Here is a 15797-nt window from a genome sequence, read left to right on the forward strand (position 1 = left end):
TGACATTGCTCCGACTTCGGGACATCGCCTGAGATCCGTCAGGATTCCAAGCACTGCAACGACTCCGATGGGCTGGAAAGGTTGTCTGCTGCCGTTGGCGTTCCCGCTGAGTGTTCTGGTGATCGGCAGCTGGCGCCTGGCGGTGTCGGACCGTTCTGCTTCGCCGCCGCCAGCGTCATTGAACACAGCTCAAGATGCTGGCCCTGACTACACCCAGGCGCCTCCGGGGACCTATCCCACCTGTCAGCAGGATCCTGCTCTCGGGGATGCGCTCTTGAAGGAAGGGCGGCGCTTGGGCATCGCGGTGCGCAGGGGGGAACCGGAACTGCCGGGGAAAGACGCCAGCTATCGCGCCGAACCCGGGCGGTTGGGCACGATCATGATCAAGCAGCGGCCGATGAGCCCCGTTGTGCGTTGCCTGCTGATCAGCCATGAATTCATTCACGTGCTGCAGCATCTGCAGGGCAATCTGCGTGGGGTGCCGACCCTGGGGTGGAGCAACGCACATCCTGATCCGATCCCGCAGGAGGCAGAGGCCTATGGGCATCAGCAGCGGGCGGGCTATGTGTTGACGTTGCTGCAGCAAACGGAGCGGCCTTAGTGATGGCGGCTGCTCTCTTTCAGGCCTTTGAACTGCCAGCACAGGTGATTTCCCTGCGCCGCTCTACGGAACGCCGTGATGCCTTTGTCCGGCGCAATGCGGACACGGGTCTTGAGTACGCGTTTGTCGATGGGGTTGATGGCGTTGAGCAGTGGGGCGTGATCTCCAAAAGCCGGCGTGCGGCCTTGGCCCGGCAGAGCGGCTGGAGCAAGGGTGCAATCGGTTCTGGTCTGAGTCATTGCCTGATGTGGCGCCGCTGTCTTGAACTCAATCGCCCGATCTGCGTGCTGGAAGAAGACGTCTTGGTGGCATCGGATTGGCAACAGCGGTGTTCTCAAGCCCTTGATCAGGCACCAGCAGGCACTGATTTCCTGTTGTTGGGTTGGAACTTTGATTCTGTGCTTCGCGCAGAAATCTTTTCAGGTGTCGGGTGCATCAGTTTGTTTGAACCAGCGTTTCCCTCGCTGCCGCAGATCAGGTCGGTTTTGGATCAACACCTTCCCCGGCAGGTTGTTCGTTTGCATAAAGCCCTGGGTTTGCCGGGTTATGTGGTGACCCCCCGCGGTGCGCAGAAATTGCTCCATGGTTTGCCATCTTTTGAGGCTGAACCGTTGGTGGTGGGACGAGGCATCCCCGAGGTTCCATCGATGACCTTGGACGCTCAGATGAATCGCCTCTATTGCGATCTGCAGGCTTTTGTGGTTGTTTCGCCTTTGGTTTTGGCGGAGAACAACCAGCAGACGTCGCTGACGGCACCTGGTTCTTTCGGGGCCGAAAACTGAACCGATGCAGCCCTAGGCCGCCAGCTGATCCAGCACCTGTCGGGCCCGTTGCACGACAGGCTTGGGAACGCCGGCCAGGCGTGCCGCTTCGATGCCGTAGCTGCGGCTGGCGCCGCCGGCCTGCACCTGGTGGAGGAAGACCAGATCCTCACCGGTTTCCTCCACCAGCACCTGGAAGTTGGCCACGTTGTTGCGTTCCGAGGCCAGGTTGTTGAGCTCGTGATAGTGGGTGGCGAACACGGTGCGGCTGCCCAGGTCGCCTGCCAGGTGCTCGCTCACGGCCCAGGCGATCGAGAGGCCATCGAAGGTCGCTGTACCGCGTCCGATTTCATCCAGCAGCACAAGGGAACTATCGCTGGCGTGGTGCAGGATGTTGGCGGTTTCGGCCATCTCCACCATGAAGGTGGACTGGCCGGCGGCCAGATCATCCACGGCACCCACTCGGGTGAAGATTCGATCGGCGATGCCGACGCTGGCGGAGCGGGCCGGCACCCAGCTGCCGATCTGGGCCATCAATTGGATCAGGCCGATCTGGCGCAGATAGCAGCTCTTGCCACTGGCGTTGGGGCCCGTGAGCACCACCAGGTCGGTGCCATCGCCCAGTTGCACATCATTGGGAGTGAAGGCGGTCTCCACCAGCCGTTGCTCCACTACTGGATGGCGGCTGGCCTCCAGCTGCAACTCCCGGCCGTCGGTGATGGTCGGGGCGCAGTAGCCACCGCTGGCGGCCACATCGGCCAGGCCAGTGAGGGCATCGAGGGCAGCAACGGCGCGGGCCGCCTGGCGGATCGGGGCGGCCATGGCTCCCACCTGTTCGCGCAATTGGCAGAACAGCTCGTACTCCCTCTGACAGGTTCGGGCCCGCAGCTGGAAGATCCGGCCTTCTCGCTCCTTGAGGTCCGGGGTAATGAAGCGTTCCTCGTTGGCCAGGGTCTGGCGCCGGATCCAGTGCTCCGGAACCGAGGTGGCCTTGGCTTTGCTCACCGCCAGGAAGTACCCGAAGGTGCGGTGGTGCTGCAACTTCAGGGTGCTGATGCCACTGCGTTGGCGCTCCTGCTGCTCCTGGTGGCTGAGCCAGGCATCCTGGTCGTCGAGCTGGTTGCGCAGCCCATCCAGCAGCGGGTCGACGCCGTCATGGATCAGATCGCCCTCGGAGAGGGAGAGCGGTGGGGCTTCCACCAGGTTGTGGCGAATGGTCTGGGCCAGTTCGGCCAGGGCCGGATCGGGGGTCAGCAGCTGCTGCAACCACTCCGGTCCTGTGCTGAGAGCAGACTCCAGCCGAGCCGTGAGCTGGGGCAACCGTTCCAGGCCATCGGCGATGGCCACCAGATCGCGGGCGCCGGCGTGGCCCGCTCCGGCCCGGCCGGCCAGCCGTTCCAGGTCTCCCATGGGGCGCAGCAGCTGACGGATCGCCAGCCGCAGGCTGCGTTCACCCACCAGGCTGCTCACCAGATCCTGGCGCTGCTGAATGGCCTGGCGGTCCATCAAGGGCGCTTCCAGCCAGCGGCGCAGGCAACGGCCGCCCATGGCGGTGAGGGTGCGATCGATGGCCCAGAGCAACGACCCCTGCAGCTGGTTGTCGCGTTGGGTGGCGGTGAGTTCGAGGTTGCGGCGGGTCTGGGCATCCAGCACCAGGGCATCGCCGCGGTGCACGATCGCCGGCACCTCCAGGGGAATGCGGCTGTCGTCCTCCAGGGGCTGGGTCTCCTGCAGGTAGCGCAGCAGGCCGCCGAGGGCCTGCAGGGCCAGGGGATGCTCCGGCAGGCCCAGGCCATCGAGGCTGCTGAGGCGGTAGTGCTGCTGCAGGGTGCGCTCCGCTTCCGCCGGGCTGAAGGGGGTGCTGGCCATTGGCGTGAGCCGCAGCCGTTCCGGGCACCAGGCCGGCCGCTCGGCGTCGTGGCCGGCGGCCCAGAGCAGTTCGGAAGCCTCCTGCTGGGCCAATTGCTGGTGCAGGGCGCTGCTCTCCTCCCGCTGCATCACCTGCACCTCGCCGGTGCTCACATCAGCGCTGGCCAGGCCCCAGCGCAGCGGTTGCTTGCCCTGGGCCGGCTCCACCACCACCGCCGCCAGCCAGTTGTTACGGCGGGCGCTGAGCATGCCCTCCTCCAGCACGGTGCCGGGGGTCAGCACCCGGGTGATGTCCCGCTTGAGCAGGGCGCCCTTGGTGGGGGTGGTTTCGAGTTGGTCGCAGAGGGCCACGCTGTAGCCCTGCTTGACCAGTTCGGCGCAGTAGCGCTCGGCGGCGTGGTGGGGGATGCCCGCCATCGGCACCCGGCCAATCGCTTTGCCGCCCTCCTTGCCGGTGAGGGTGAGTTCCAGCACCCGGGAGAGTTCGATGGCGTCTTCGAAGAAGCACTCAAAGAAGTCGCCCAGGCGGTAGAGCAGCACCCGCTCGGGATGGGCCGCTTTGAGCTCCACGTAGTGGCGCAGCATCGGCGTCAGCTGCAGCGGATCCAGTTGGCTGTGGTGGGCCCAGGCCGGCTCATCGCTGCTGGGCTCGGAATCGGTTGTGGCTGGGGATTTGCCGCTGCTCTCGCTTGACGCGGCCTGGCGCTGGCGGGGCCGGGCCGCGGCATCGGCCCCAAGTTCGTCGTCACTGAGATCGTGACTGGCCGCGGCGGGTTCGTTGGCGGGTGCAGCCGGCGTCGCTGGCTCGGGTGCGCCGAACAGATTTCCCTGCAGGGCGTCGTCAGGGGGCTGGGACGCGGACCGGGGCATCGGCTGATCTGACGGATCCGGATCGTACCGGGCCTAACAGGATTGAGATGCCTCAGCGCCGCAGCACCATCAGTTGTTGCGGGTTCGCATCCTGGAAGCCCAGTTGCCGGTAAAAGCCGGCACTTTTTGTAGTCATCAGATATACCCGCTCTACGCCCACCACCGGCGGGGTGTGGAGGAGTTCTTCAATCACTCGTCGGCCCAGGCCATGGCCCTGCAGATCGCCGGCCACCACGATGTCCCACAGCACGGCGCGGCTGAAGCCATCGGAGGTGGCCCGCCCGAAGCCCACCAGCCGCTTGCCACGCCAGAGGCTCACCACGGCATCGCTACCGGCCAATAAACGCCGCAGCTGGCAAAAGCTGCGGCCGCGGGCCCAGAAGGCATGGCGATCGAACAGCCGTTGCAGCTTGATCAGCGCCCGGCTGGGGCGCAGATCAGGCCCGAGGCCAAGCCAGCGCAGGCCAGGGGCACCGGGGGCATGGTGAACCAGCCGGATCGGGGTCACAGGTCGGGGAGCCGCAGCACTTCATCTTGCTCACCGGTTGCAGTGAAGCCGCGGATCAAGGAACAAGGGCTGCTTTCAGAAGTGCTTTGAGATCCCAGTAGGGCGGAGGTGCCACGGGAATGCTTTTCAGCTTGCTGGGGTCAGCGAACAGCCTTTGCACCAGTGTCTCGAGTTTGTCGATGGAGCTGGCCCAAAACAGATCGGGGCGGTTGGCCAGTGGGCTGTTGTCTCCCAGCAGGCTGCGATCACCAAAGATCATCTGGGGGACTCCGGCCGCCATCACCTCGAACAGGCGATGGTTGAGGTCCTGGTTTAAGGGCACATTCAGCACCAAGGCGTGTTGGGCGTAGAGCCTGGCCGCTTCGTCAGCGCTTGAGGTGGTGGCGTGACGGAACGGGATCTGTTTTCGCCTGACTAAGGCTTCCACGAGCTCACGCCGGCTGGGGTGATGTGGGCCAAGGCTGCCCACGTGCAGCAATTCCAGGTGTGGAGCGGGGCTGGGTGCGGCGGCTGGGTAGCGAAAGAAGGTGGGGGCAAAGCAGCGCACGGGCATTGGCAGCCGCCGTTGCACGTCCTGCAGCAGTGCGGGATTAAAGGTCAGCAGCACGGCATCGTGCGGCTCTGCGGTGCAGTACTGCTGCAGGGTGCCTATTGGATCGGGTCCGTGATGGAGGTCGCCGCAGGCGAGGAGGCGCGGTCCGGGCCATTGGCGAATGCCCTGCATGGGGGCAGCGCGTATCAGAAACGGATCGGTGTACTGGAGCAGCACCCCTTTTGAAGCCCAGCCCCTCTGCCGCAGAGCGTTGCGCAGCCCAGCCACTGACAGTTCCGTCAGGCTCAAGCTGTCTGGTCCATCGGCAATCTGCGGCCCCACCTGGATTAAACCGGGCTGCTGCCAGAGCGGTTGATAGGTCCCGTAATGGATCAGCAGGGTTGGCGGTCGCATGGCATTGGTCGTCCCAGCGATAATTGCGCTTCGTCGTTTGGCCTTGCAACCCATGCCCGCCTACGACCTCACGGCGCCCTACAGCCCCAAGGGCGATCAGCCCACGGCGATCAAGCAGTTAGTACACGGGGTGAACAGCGGCGAGCGCTATCAGACCCTGCTGGGGGCCACGGGAACGGGCAAGACGTTCACGATGGCCAACGTGATCGCCCAGACCGGCCGGCCGGCGCTGGTGCTGGCCCACAACAAGACCCTGGCAGCGCAGCTCTGCAACGAGCTGAGGGAGTTCTTCCCCGAGAACGCCGTCGAATACTTCATCTCCTATTACGACTACTACCAACCGGAGGCCTACGTTCCCGTCAGCGACACCTACATCGCCAAGACGGCATCGATCAACGAAGAAATCGACATGCTGCGCCACTCAGCAACGCGTTCGCTGTTTGAGCGGCGCGATGTGATCGTGGTGGCCTCGATCAGCTGCATCTACGGCTTGGGTATTCCGAGTGAATACCTCAAGGCGGCGGTGAAGTTTGAGGTGGGGGAGACCCTCAACATCCGCAGCCAGCTGCGGGAACTAGTGAACAACCAGTACAGCCGCAACGACACCGAAATCGCCCGCGGCCGGTTTCGGATGAAGGGGGATGTGCTCGAGATCGGCCCCGCCTATGAAGACCGGCTGGTGCGGATCGAGCTGTTCGGCGATGAGGTGGAGGCGATCCGCTACGTCGATCCCACCACCGGCGAGATCCTGCAGAGCCTGGATGCGGTGAACATCTACCCGGCCAAGCACTTCGTGACGCCCAAAGATCGGCTGGACACAGCCATCAGTGCCATCCGCTCGGAGCTTCGCGAGAGGTTGGATGTGCTCAATGGCGAAGGCAAGTTGCTGGAGGCCCAGCGGCTGGAGCAGCGCACCAAGTACGACCTGGAGATGCTGGGGCAGGTGGGCTACTGCAACGGCGTTGAGAATTACGCACGCCATTTGGCCGGTCGCGAAGAGGGCACCCCGCCGGAGTGCCTGATCGATTATTTCCCAGACGACTGGCTGCTGATCGTGGACGAGAGCCACGTCACCTGCTCACAGCTGCAGGCGATGTACAACGGCGACCAGGCCCGCAAGAAGGTGCTGATTGAGCATGGTTTCCGTCTGCCCAGCGCGGCGGACAACCGCCCGCTGAAGGGGGAAGAGTTCTGGGAGAAAGCGCGTCAGACGGTGTTTGTTTCAGCCACCCCGGGCAACTGGGAGATGGAGGTGAGCGGTGGTGAGGTGGCCGAGCAGGTGATCCGCCCTACGGGAGTGCTCGATCCTGTGGTGGAGGTGCGACCCACCACGGGTCAGGTGGACGACCTACTCGGCGAGATCCGCGATCGGGCGGCTAAGAACCAGCGGGTGCTGGTCACGACCTTGACCAAACGGATGGCAGAAGACCTCACCGACTACCTGGCGGAGAACGAGGTGCGGGTGCGCTATCTGCACTCGGAGATCCATTCGATTGAGCGGATCGAGATCATCCAGGACCTGCGCCTCGGGGAATACGACGTGCTGGTGGGGGTAAACCTCCTGCGGGAGGGCCTGGACCTGCCGGAGGTGAGCCTGGTGGCGATCCTCGATGCCGATAAAGAGGGTTTTCTACGGGCTGAGCGCTCCTTAATCCAGACCATCGGCCGCGCGGCTCGGCACGTGGAGGGGGTGGCGTTGCTCTATGCCGACAACATGACCGAGTCGATGGCGAAAGCCATCTCTGAAACCGAACGACGCCGGGCGATCCAGCAGTCCCACAACGAGAAACACGGCGTGGTGCCCACCGCTGCGGGCAAAAAGGCCAGCAATTCAATCCTCAGCTTCCTGGAGCTGAGCCGAAAGTTGAAGCAGGACGGGCCCGGTGCCGATCTGGTGGAGGTGGTGGGCAAAGCAGCCCAAGCCCTGGAAAACGATTCAGATGCCGGCTTGGCGCTTGAGGCTCTGCCAGAATTGATCGATCAGCTGGAGGTCAAGATGAAGGAAGCGGCCAAGAAGCTTGACTTCGAGGAAGCTGCTAATTTAAGAGACCGAATAAAAAAATTCAGACAAAAACTTTTGCATTAGAAATTATGGTAAAGCCTATTAGAGCCCTCCTTCTCGCTGCCGGTTACGGCACAAGATTAAGGCCAATAACATACTCATTACCGAAATGCCTTGTCCCAATTGCTGGCAAGCCACTTTTATGGCATTGGTTAAATAAATTAGAATCATTGGGCTGTGAATCAGTATTAATAAATACACATTATCTCTCAAGTCAGGTTGAAGACTTTCTCAAAAGCTGTAGTTTTCGCATGAATATTTTGACTGCTTACGAGGATAATTTGCTGGGAACAGCAGGAACACTTCTAGAAAATAAAACTTTTTTTGAAGGTTCAACTGGTTTATTAATTCATAGCGATAATGTAATGATGCTACCTTTAAATCCATTGCTAAATACGCACGAATCTGCTGATCCTAATGTTCTGATGTCTATGCTCATTTTTGAAACAAGTAATCCAAATAATTGTGGCATCGTAGAACTTGATAAAGATAACATCATGATAGGTTTTCATGAAAAAATAGAAAATCCTCCTGGAAACTTGGCCAATGCTGCTATCTATGTTTTTAATTATTCTTTACTAGAATTGATAGAGAGCATGGATCCACGTCCTAAAGATTTCAGCACTGAGGTAATTCCTATATTAAAAGGTAGAGTAAAGACATATTTGTATCCTCCAAATCATGTTTATGTCGATATAGGTACAGTAGAATCGTTGAAGTTTGCTCAAAAACTCTGGGGATCTTGATGCTATGAATGATTTCCGTAATTTCTCCTCTGAATATTTAAATGCACTGAATAATTCTTTTAATGAGCAAATTCTCGATAGCATTTATTTCTTATGTTCTTCGTTAGCAGGTGCATGGTCCAATAATCAAAATGTGTTCCTTTGCGGGAATGGTGGAAGTGCTGCTAATGCTATTCACATAGCCAATGATTTATTATATGGTGTCGCTAACTATGGTTCAATTGAAAAAAAATTTGGATTAAAAGTTGAATCGTTAACTGCTAATTCTGGAATTTTGACCTGCTTAGCAAATGATACAGGTTATGAAAATATATTTTCGAAGCAACTCGAGGTAAAAGGCTCGAAAAACGACGTATTAATTGCACTGTCCGGCAGTGGTAATTCAAAAAATATTATTACTGCAATTCATACAGCGAACAAGATTGGAATCAAAACATTTGCTATTCTTGGCTATGATGGAGGCATATGTAAATCCATTGCAAACCATACTATTCATTTTGCTGTTGACGATATGCAAATTGCCGAAGATGTACAATTAATTGTTGGGCATTTATGCATGAAGTACCTTAATAAAATTTAATCGTCTGATTCATGCTCAATTCTTTGACACAATATAAATAACATTTGAAAGCATAAAGTAAATTTATTGGATAGGGAGATATTGCTCTGTGCTATTTTAGAGCATTAAAATTCAATTACTTTTAGTCCAATGGATAATATACTTCTCACTAGTAAAAGCAAAAGTTTAGTAGCCTTACATGGCTGTATCTTAGTTTATGGACACTTCAGCACGATTCATCCAGGTCATATACGTTATTTAAAACATGCAAAACAAATTTCGATCCCTCTTGTAGTTGCTCTTGCTGGTGATGGGAAACCAGGTGATGAACAAAGATATCCGTTTACTCAGGCTGAGCGTGCAGAGTCTTTGAAACTGCTGGGTATAGCTGATGGAATTTTTTTGTTAGACAAGGAGAACCTAGAGGAAGCAATTCTAAGTTTGCGGCCAAGAGAGTTAATTTTAGGGACTGAATTTCAGAAAGCCAGTTGGTTGAAAAATCCACTAAGAACTCTACAAAAACAAGGCGGAAAGGTTCAGTTTCATGCAGGAGAGGTTTCTTATGCAACAGTGGAACTACTAGATTCTTCAGAAAGTGATCTCAAAAGTAAACGAAAAGCTGAGTTTATTGCTACTTGTAAAAGGCAAAATCTTTCAAAGAAAGATATCATTAATTCTATTGATTCTTGGAAAAATACAAGGCTTGTAGTACTTGGAGATACCGTAGTTGATCAATATGCTGCATGTGAAGCACTTGGTATGAGTGCCGAAGCTCCAGTGATTGTGGTCAAGGAGCTTGCCCAAAAGACTTTTATTGGCGCTGCCGCCATTGTGGCGGCACATGTGAGAGCACTTGGAGCGCAATGTCATTTGGTATCTGTCTTAGGTCAAGATGATGAAGCCAACTTAGTTTCAAACCAATTACAAAAGCAAGATATTCAAAGTTCACTGATTATCGATCCAGACAGGCCTACAACCTTCAAGAAAAGGTATATGGTGGAAAATCAGAAGCTCTTTAGGGTAAGTCGCCTTGAGGATCATGCATTATCACTTGAAATGGAAAACATAGTTATTGATAAACTAACTCGTCTGGCTCCCAATACCGATGGAATTATTATAAGCGATTTTGTCTATGGTGTCATTACACCAAAAATATTGAGGGCAGTTACTAAACTTTCAGAGGCCTACAATATTCCATTATTTGGAGATGTTCAATGTAGTAGCCAGGTAGGATCAATAAGAAGGTTTAAAGACTTTGCATTGTTATCTCCGAATGAACGAGAACTTCGGTTGTCTTACCAAGACAAAGAAAGTGGTATAGAGGTTTTAAGCCAACGTTTGATTAAAGAATCGATGTGTCATTATCTATTGGTTAAAATGTCTTCTAGTGGATTTATCGCATATGAACGAAAACAAGATGGTTCAGTGTATAGCCAACCGTTTCCTGCCCTCTCTGTAAATCCACTTGATGTAACTGGTGCAGGAGATTCTGTTTTATCTTGTATGTCAATTGGATTATCGTCCGGTCAGGGTTTAATGGCTACAGCAGCTCTTTCGTCTTGCATTGCGGCTATTGCTGTTGAATCTGTCGGCAATACTGCAATTGATGCTCGTCAGCTAATTCAAAAATTTGATGAGTACTTTGACTGGTAAGATCAATTGATGGCAATGTTTAAAATAAATTATAATCATGTATAATAGCCTTGAATTATTTTGTTATTTTTATGAAAGCTGTCGTCACCGGTGGTGCAGGTTTTATAGGTAGTCATTTGGTTGATTTGCTCCTTGAGAATAATTACTCTGTAACAGTGATTGATAATTTGTCTACCGGTAGGCTAAAAAATATAGAGCATGCATTGAATTTGATAAATTTTATTGAAGCAGACTTATCTATAATGAATTCTACCTGGATTGAGCATATTCGTACTGCTGACTATATTTTTCATTTAGCGAGTCTTGCCGACATAGTTCCCAGTATAGAAAATCCAATTTCTTATTTTCAGTCAAATGTTACAGCCACTGCGAATATCCTTGGCACAATAAATGCTAGGAACATTAAAAAATTTGTATATGCTGCTTCATCTTCCTGCTATGGCATCGCTAAATATTTCCCTACTAATGAAAGTCATCCGATATCACCTGAATACCCTTATGCAATGACGAAGTGGTTAGGAGAAGAATTAGTGCTGCATTGGACTAAGGTCTATGGACTATCTGCTGTGAGTACACGATTTTTCAATGTTTACGGGACACGCTCAAGAACTTCTGGTACATATGGTGCTGTCTTTGGAGTATTTCTGGCTCAAAAGTTAGCAAGCAAACCATTTACTGTAGTTGGGGATGGTACACAAATGCGTGATTTCACTTATGTTTCTGACGTGTGTCGAGGGATGCTACTTGCAGCTGAATCTAATATTAGTGGTGAAATATTTAATATCGGCAGTGGCAAACCACACTCAATTAATAAGCTCGTACAGTTGCTAGGTGGTGATGTTGTAAATATATCTAAGAGGCCTGGCGAGCCGGAGAAAACCCATGCTGATATAACAAAAGCTAGAGAGATTTTGGGCTATAAACCAGTCGTCAATTTTGAGACAGGCGTTGATAAAGTTTTAGCTAATATAGAGTATTGGGCAGAAGCACCAGTGTGGACTCCTGAATCTATCAATAAAGCAACGCAAGAGTGGTTCGATAGACTTTCATAATGAACACTATTTTGACTAATAGTATTTATTGGAGATTGTTTGGATTTAGCATTACTGCAGATGAATCAAGACCTGTTATCTCCAAGAAATAATTCACAGATATATGCTTATCATTTTTTTTCTGATGACCTAGTAAGACCGTATCAACAAAATATTTTATGGCATTGTGAATTACTTCAGACCTATTACATCTTGTGTGACTACAAGTATATAAGTCAGTGGGTAAATCTCTTGTATTGAGATTTGCGTTACGTTTAGTCCACCACAATAAACCTGTTTCTTGCAAGTCAGTTAAATTATTAAATAAAGAACCAATTGAATTGTCCGGTAAAATCTTCGGTAAGATATAGCAATTTGAGCTAACATGTACACTAAGCAAGGTAAGAGGAACTGACATATCTAGTATTAAGGCCGGTTTCTTAAGGTACTCTGCCCAACAAGATGGTCCTGAAGAAGAGCCAATATAAGCTAGGCAATTTTTCATAATAGATGCATCATATAAAGAAGAAAATGCGTCGTTTACTATTAAGTTTGAACCAGTCAGTTTATTGTCTGACTTTCCTATCTGAATAACATTAATACCTAGTTTGTTTAAATAATCAATAGCAGGTTGAACAACAGATTCATCGCCAAAATTCCTATTATGATTATCTTGCCTTGCTTTTCTTAAGTGTAGTACAACATAATTTTTTCCGTATTTCGCATGAAGCTCCTTGCAGTAAGGCATAGGATCCTCATTGATCTTATATTTATATTGATTGTTAATATAATTGTGCACATAGCCGTTTGGCGGGCAATACATTTGACTTTGACGTTTATAAAAGTGATTTAATACGTTCTCATCGATATGGTTTAAAACATCCGGAGATGACCTGTGTAATGAAGTTTGGCAAGCATTCTCTCTTATATGTAGCTCGATATTTAATGGCAACACATCATGAATATAATTTTTGCAGAAATTATATTCTTCTTGTGTTAATATTAATTCGTGCTGATTTTTTTCTTTAAGCCTGGCGTAATTCAAGAGAAATGCAATATGACCAAAGTGACGAAAATTTCCATTAAATGTATACTGATCACAGTTGCTTATTTTTTTAAGTGGGAAGCCCCCTTGACTACAAAGAATCGATTTTGAAAAAACTTTGCTTATAAATCTTTCGCTAAAACCATTCTTCAGTAATGAATCTTTGTACTTACTGACCACTAATCTAATCATTTGATAAAATAGTGAGTCTAGACAATATATTATCAATCAATCATGACAATAAACCTCTTGTAAAGCCATATCTTGCAAATGTTAATGTCTATTCATCTATAGTATTTGCAGGGAGTCAACTGTAGTCTTTTGCTTGAGTAAGATGATCATCATCCGAGTTTCACTGTAATCGTGTATAATAACCTAAATCTACTAGCATTAGGGCATGGAATTAAATGAGCTAAGTGCTACTCTGAGTTTATATCAAAGACTAACCAGACAAGAGGATCCTCGGACTATTTCATTAGCTATACGTACATTTAGGCGGGCAAGCATAAACAAAATTGATCTCTCTAAACATTTTAGTAGTGATTCTTGGGCTAAAATGGAGCCAATAGTTGATGAATTGATCCAGATATCTAAAAACAAGTCTTTTGACAAAAGTCTTTTTTTGCAAAAGGTTGATTCACTTTCTTCACTTCTCAAATAGTCATGTCAACTAAGGATTATCAAAGCTCTACAACAAAAGCTCTCTTGGCTTTTACAGAAAAATTTGGAACTGACTTCCTAGGTAGGTCCAGAGAACAAGTAAATACTATTATTCACAGTCAGTTAGCTTATTTAAAGGACTCCCAATTTAATACTCACTATATCAATCCAAGGTCAAGCATTAATCTAGATACCACAAAAGTTCTTTTACACGAAGATCGCCTAAAAGCCTTCCTTGATGGTGAAAAAATTGCACCCATCACTATAGATATGGCTTTAACTCAAAAGTGTAGTTATGCCTGCACATTCTGTTACGCAGGTTTGCAGCAAAATCCATCTTCGCCAGCAGATTGGAATGTTTATAAGTCATTCCTTAATGACTGCGTCAAGATTGGCCATAAGCCTGGTCAAGGTGTTAAGGCAATCTCGCTAGTCTCAGATGGTGAAAGTACTGAATCACCACATTTCGAGAAGTTTATAGATCACGCCTTTAATAATGGAATTAATATTGCATCCGGGACAAATGGATTGAAGCTTCGAGATTGTAATTTAAGAACAATTGCCGAAAAGCTAACTTATCTGCGGATTAATTTCAATGCCGCTCATGAAGAGGCTTACTGTCAAATAATGGGGGCCTCATCTAGGTCTCTTGAATCAGTTTTACAAACTACTATTGAATTAGTTTCTCTTAAAAAGCAATTAAATTTGCCAATAACTATCGGATATCAGATGGTTCTTATGCCTGAGTATGCCGATCAGGTTCTTCCATTAGCTTCAATGGCTCGAGACCTTGGCATTGACTATCTTGTAATTAAGCATTGCAGTGATGATGAACAAGGTAGGTTAGGAGTTGATTACAATTGGTATCAATCTGAGGCGGCAACCGAGTTGTTATCAGTCGCTGAGCAATTCTCAACCGACCAATATTCTTCTCAAGCTAAGTGGTCAAAAATTAAAACTGGAAGAGATCGTATTTACTCTAGATGTTATGGAACACCTTTGTTGCTTCAGATGTCAGGTACAGGAATTGTGGCTCCATGCGGTTCCTTTTTTCATAAGGACTATGATAACTATCATATTGGGGATATAAAAGATACTTCCTTTTTTGATATTTGGAGCTCTGATAAGTATGATGAAGTCATTGCTTTTTTGCGATCTGAGCAGTTTGATGCAAAAAAGATGTGCGCGACTCTTTGTTTGCAAGACAAGGTGAATGAGGTTTTGTATAATATTATTGAGAAGGATGCAGTTTACACAAAGCCTAAATCGACAAATTTACCACATCTGAATTTCATATAATGGAAAATCGTCCACCCCTTTCTGATGCATGCCGTCATCTTGAAGGGCAACAGATGTTCCAGATTCTTTCTAAATGCAAAGATATTGAATTGTCTGGTGAAAAGATTTTGCATTTTGAAATTGGTGACCCTGATTACGATACACCTGATGAAATCGTAAATGCCGCAATTAGTTCATTGAGATCAGGGCGAACACACTACGAGTCATCATCAGGTAATTATAACCTTATTAATCGTGCGAGAGAAGTTACCCTTAAATCTCGTGGTTTTCAGCCAGACCCAGACCAATTACTAGTTACTCCCGGTGCTAACTATCAAATCTTTTTATCCTTGGCCTGTATTTGTAACCCAGGAGATGAAGTTCTTATCCCTGATCCTGGTTTTGTATCCTATAAGTCTGTTTGTCAGTTCTTAAATCTGAAACCAGTCTACTATCCCCTTCGTCAAGTCAATAACTTTGAAATAAATCACACAGATATTGAACCTCTTGTGACAACTAAAACAAAGGCGATTATACTTAATTCGCCTTCTAATCCTACTGGTTCTGTCTCTTCAGAAGATCAGGTTGTATATCTATATAATCTTTGCAAGGATTTTAACATATGGCTTGTTAGTGATGAGATATATGCTCGTTTAATTTTTTCTAATTCAAAGGCCCATTTCTCCGCTTCAACTATTGATCAATGTAAGGAGCGCGTTATTTTGATTAATGGATTTAGCAAGGCCTTCGCAATGACTGGATGGAGAATAGGAGTAGTAACTGCACCTACCTTTGTAATTGAGAAAATGCGTTTACTTTTGGAGACTTCTTTATCTTGTGTGCCTCCCTTTATTCAAGATGCTGCCTGTGAAGCATTATCTGTGCAAAGTCATGTATGGAAACTAATGCTCACTTCTTATGAACAGAGACGTGATCTCCTTTGGTCTGGTCTTTCAAATTTAAACAGTTTCAAAGTCTACAAACCCCAGGGTGCGTTCTATATTTTCCCTGATATCACAGCTACTGGATATAGTGATATAGATCTAGCAAATATCCTATTGGATGAATGTCGAATAGCAGTGACACCTGGCAGCTTCTTTGGCCCTTCTGGAAAAAATCATATTCGTTTTTCATTTTGCTGCCCCACAGAAGATATAAAAGTTGCTTTAGAGCTTTTATATGCTAAATTTGGATGATGCTTTTTTCTG

The 15797-nt window shown here is 49.6% G+C and carries 13 protein-coding genes; 9 read left to right on the forward strand and 4 right to left on the reverse strand.

Going from position 1 to position 15797, the window contains the following annotated elements:
* Positions 1-67: 67 nt before the first annotated feature.
* Positions 68-601 carry a hypothetical protein gene (locus tag SynPROSU1_RS00420; RefSeq protein ID WP_186571061.1) on the forward strand — a complete coding sequence of 178 codons (534 nt, stop codon included), beginning with the start codon at positions 68-70 and terminating at the stop codon, positions 599-601.
* Positions 602-603: 2 nt separating this feature from the next.
* Complete coding sequence (locus tag SynPROSU1_RS00425; protein WP_186571062.1) at positions 604-1383, forward strand: glycosyltransferase family 25 protein; 780 nt, start codon at positions 604-606, stop codon at positions 1381-1383.
* Positions 1384-1395: 12 nt separating this feature from the next.
* Here the strand turns inward: SynPROSU1_RS00425 and mutS are convergent, their stop codons facing one another.
* From mutS to SynPROSU1_RS00440, 3 genes are read right to left on the reverse strand one after another with little or no spacing between them, the layout of a single operon-like run.
* Positions 1396-4101 (reverse strand): DNA mismatch repair protein MutS, encoded by a 2706-nt coding sequence (gene mutS, locus SynPROSU1_RS00430; RefSeq protein ID WP_186571063.1) that lies wholly within the window; start codon positions 4099-4101, stop codon positions 1396-1398.
* 52 nt (positions 4102-4153) lie between these two features.
* Positions 4154-4609, reverse strand: a complete 456-nt coding sequence (locus tag SynPROSU1_RS00435; RefSeq protein WP_186571064.1) for a GNAT family N-acetyltransferase — start codon at positions 4607-4609, stop codon at positions 4154-4156.
* Between the two features lie 55 nt (positions 4610-4664).
* Complete coding sequence (locus SynPROSU1_RS00440; protein ID WP_186571065.1) at positions 4665-5555, reverse strand: glycosyltransferase; 891 nt, start codon at positions 5553-5555, stop codon at positions 4665-4667.
* A gap of 52 nt (positions 5556-5607) precedes the next feature.
* Here SynPROSU1_RS00440 and uvrB point away from each other — a divergent pair, with 52 nt between their 5' ends.
* The 5 genes from uvrB (at position 5608) to SynPROSU1_RS00465 (ending at position 11627) form a co-directional block, all read left to right on the forward strand.
* Entirely contained in the window at positions 5608-7641 is a 2034-nt protein-coding gene (uvrB, locus tag SynPROSU1_RS00445; protein ID WP_186572155.1) for an excinuclease ABC subunit UvrB, read from the forward strand.
* Between the two features lie 5 nt (positions 7642-7646).
* On the forward strand, positions 7647-8363 hold the full coding sequence (locus tag SynPROSU1_RS00450; protein WP_186571066.1) for a nucleotidyltransferase family protein: 717 nt from the start codon (positions 7647-7649) through the stop codon (positions 8361-8363).
* Positions 8364-8367: 4 nt separating this feature from the next.
* Entirely contained in the window at positions 8368-8943 is a 576-nt protein-coding gene (locus tag SynPROSU1_RS00455; RefSeq protein WP_186571067.1) for an SIS domain-containing protein, read from the forward strand.
* Positions 8944-9072: 129 nt separating this feature from the next.
* Positions 9073-10575: a PfkB family carbohydrate kinase gene (locus SynPROSU1_RS00460; RefSeq protein ID WP_186571068.1), complete on the forward strand. Its 1503-nt coding sequence runs from the start codon at positions 9073-9075 to the stop codon at positions 10573-10575.
* A 50-nt stretch (positions 10576-10625) separates the two neighbouring features.
* Positions 10626-11627, forward strand: coding sequence for an NAD-dependent epimerase/dehydratase family protein (locus SynPROSU1_RS00465; RefSeq protein WP_255444714.1), 1002 nt, complete (start codon positions 10626-10628; stop codon positions 11625-11627).
* Positions 11628-11652: 25 nt separating this feature from the next.
* Here SynPROSU1_RS00465 and SynPROSU1_RS00470 read toward each other — a convergent pair whose 3' ends face one another.
* Positions 11653-12843 carry a hypothetical protein gene (locus tag SynPROSU1_RS00470; protein ID WP_222929888.1) on the reverse strand — a complete coding sequence of 397 codons (1191 nt, stop codon included), beginning with the start codon at positions 12841-12843 and terminating at the stop codon, positions 11653-11655.
* A gap of 471 nt (positions 12844-13314) precedes the next feature.
* Between SynPROSU1_RS00470 and SynPROSU1_RS00475 the strand changes: the two genes are divergently transcribed.
* Together SynPROSU1_RS00475 and SynPROSU1_RS00480 are read left to right on the forward strand one after the other, a co-directional pair.
* Positions 13315-14610 carry a radical SAM protein gene (locus tag SynPROSU1_RS00475; RefSeq protein ID WP_186571070.1) on the forward strand — a complete coding sequence of 432 codons (1296 nt, stop codon included), beginning with the start codon at positions 13315-13317 and terminating at the stop codon, positions 14608-14610.
* Entirely contained in the window at positions 14610-15785 is a 1176-nt protein-coding gene (locus tag SynPROSU1_RS00480; RefSeq protein ID WP_186571071.1) for a pyridoxal phosphate-dependent aminotransferase, read from the forward strand. Before SynPROSU1_RS00475 ends, SynPROSU1_RS00480 begins: the two co-directional genes overlap by 1 nt.
* Positions 15786-15797 lie beyond the last annotated feature (12 nt).

The sequence above is a fragment of the Synechococcus sp. PROS-U-1 genome, from assembly GCF_014279755.1.
GTDB lineage: Bacteria > Cyanobacteriota > Cyanobacteriia > PCC-6307 > Cyanobiaceae > Parasynechococcus.

Excerpts from the sequence above, each read along its gene's own strand:
- SynPROSU1_RS00420 (WP_186571061.1), top strand. The coding sequence starts at position 68 with ATGGGCTGGAAAGGTTGTCTGCTGCCGTTGGCGTTCCCGCTGAGTGTT.
- SynPROSU1_RS00455 (WP_186571067.1), top strand. The coding sequence starts at position 8,368 with ATGAATGATTTCCGTAATTTCTCCTCTGAATATTTAAATGCACTGAAT.
- SynPROSU1_RS00470 (WP_222929888.1), bottom strand. The coding sequence starts at position 12,843 with ATGATTAGATTAGTGGTCAGTAAGTACAAAGATTCATTACTGAAGAAT.
- uvrB (WP_186572155.1), top strand. The coding sequence starts at position 5,608 with ATGCCCGCCTACGACCTCACGGCGCCCTACAGCCCCAAGGGCGATCAG.
- SynPROSU1_RS00475 (WP_186571070.1), top strand. The coding sequence starts at position 13,315 with ATGTCAACTAAGGATTATCAAAGCTCTACAACAAAAGCTCTCTTGGCT.
- SynPROSU1_RS00450 (WP_186571066.1), top strand. The coding sequence starts at position 7,647 with ATGGTAAAGCCTATTAGAGCCCTCCTTCTCGCTGCCGGTTACGGCACA.
- SynPROSU1_RS00425 (WP_186571062.1), top strand. The coding sequence starts at position 604 with ATGGCGGCTGCTCTCTTTCAGGCCTTTGAACTGCCAGCACAGGTGATT.
- SynPROSU1_RS00480 (WP_186571071.1), top strand. The coding sequence starts at position 14,610 with ATGGAAAATCGTCCACCCCTTTCTGATGCATGCCGTCATCTTGAAGGG.
- SynPROSU1_RS00440 (WP_186571065.1), bottom strand. The coding sequence starts at position 5,555 with ATGCGACCGCCAACCCTGCTGATCCATTACGGGACCTATCAACCGCTC.
- mutS (WP_186571063.1), bottom strand. The coding sequence starts at position 4,101 with ATGCCCCGGTCCGCGTCCCAGCCCCCTGACGACGCCCTGCAGGGAAAT.
- SynPROSU1_RS00460 (WP_186571068.1), top strand. The coding sequence starts at position 9,073 with ATGGATAATATACTTCTCACTAGTAAAAGCAAAAGTTTAGTAGCCTTA.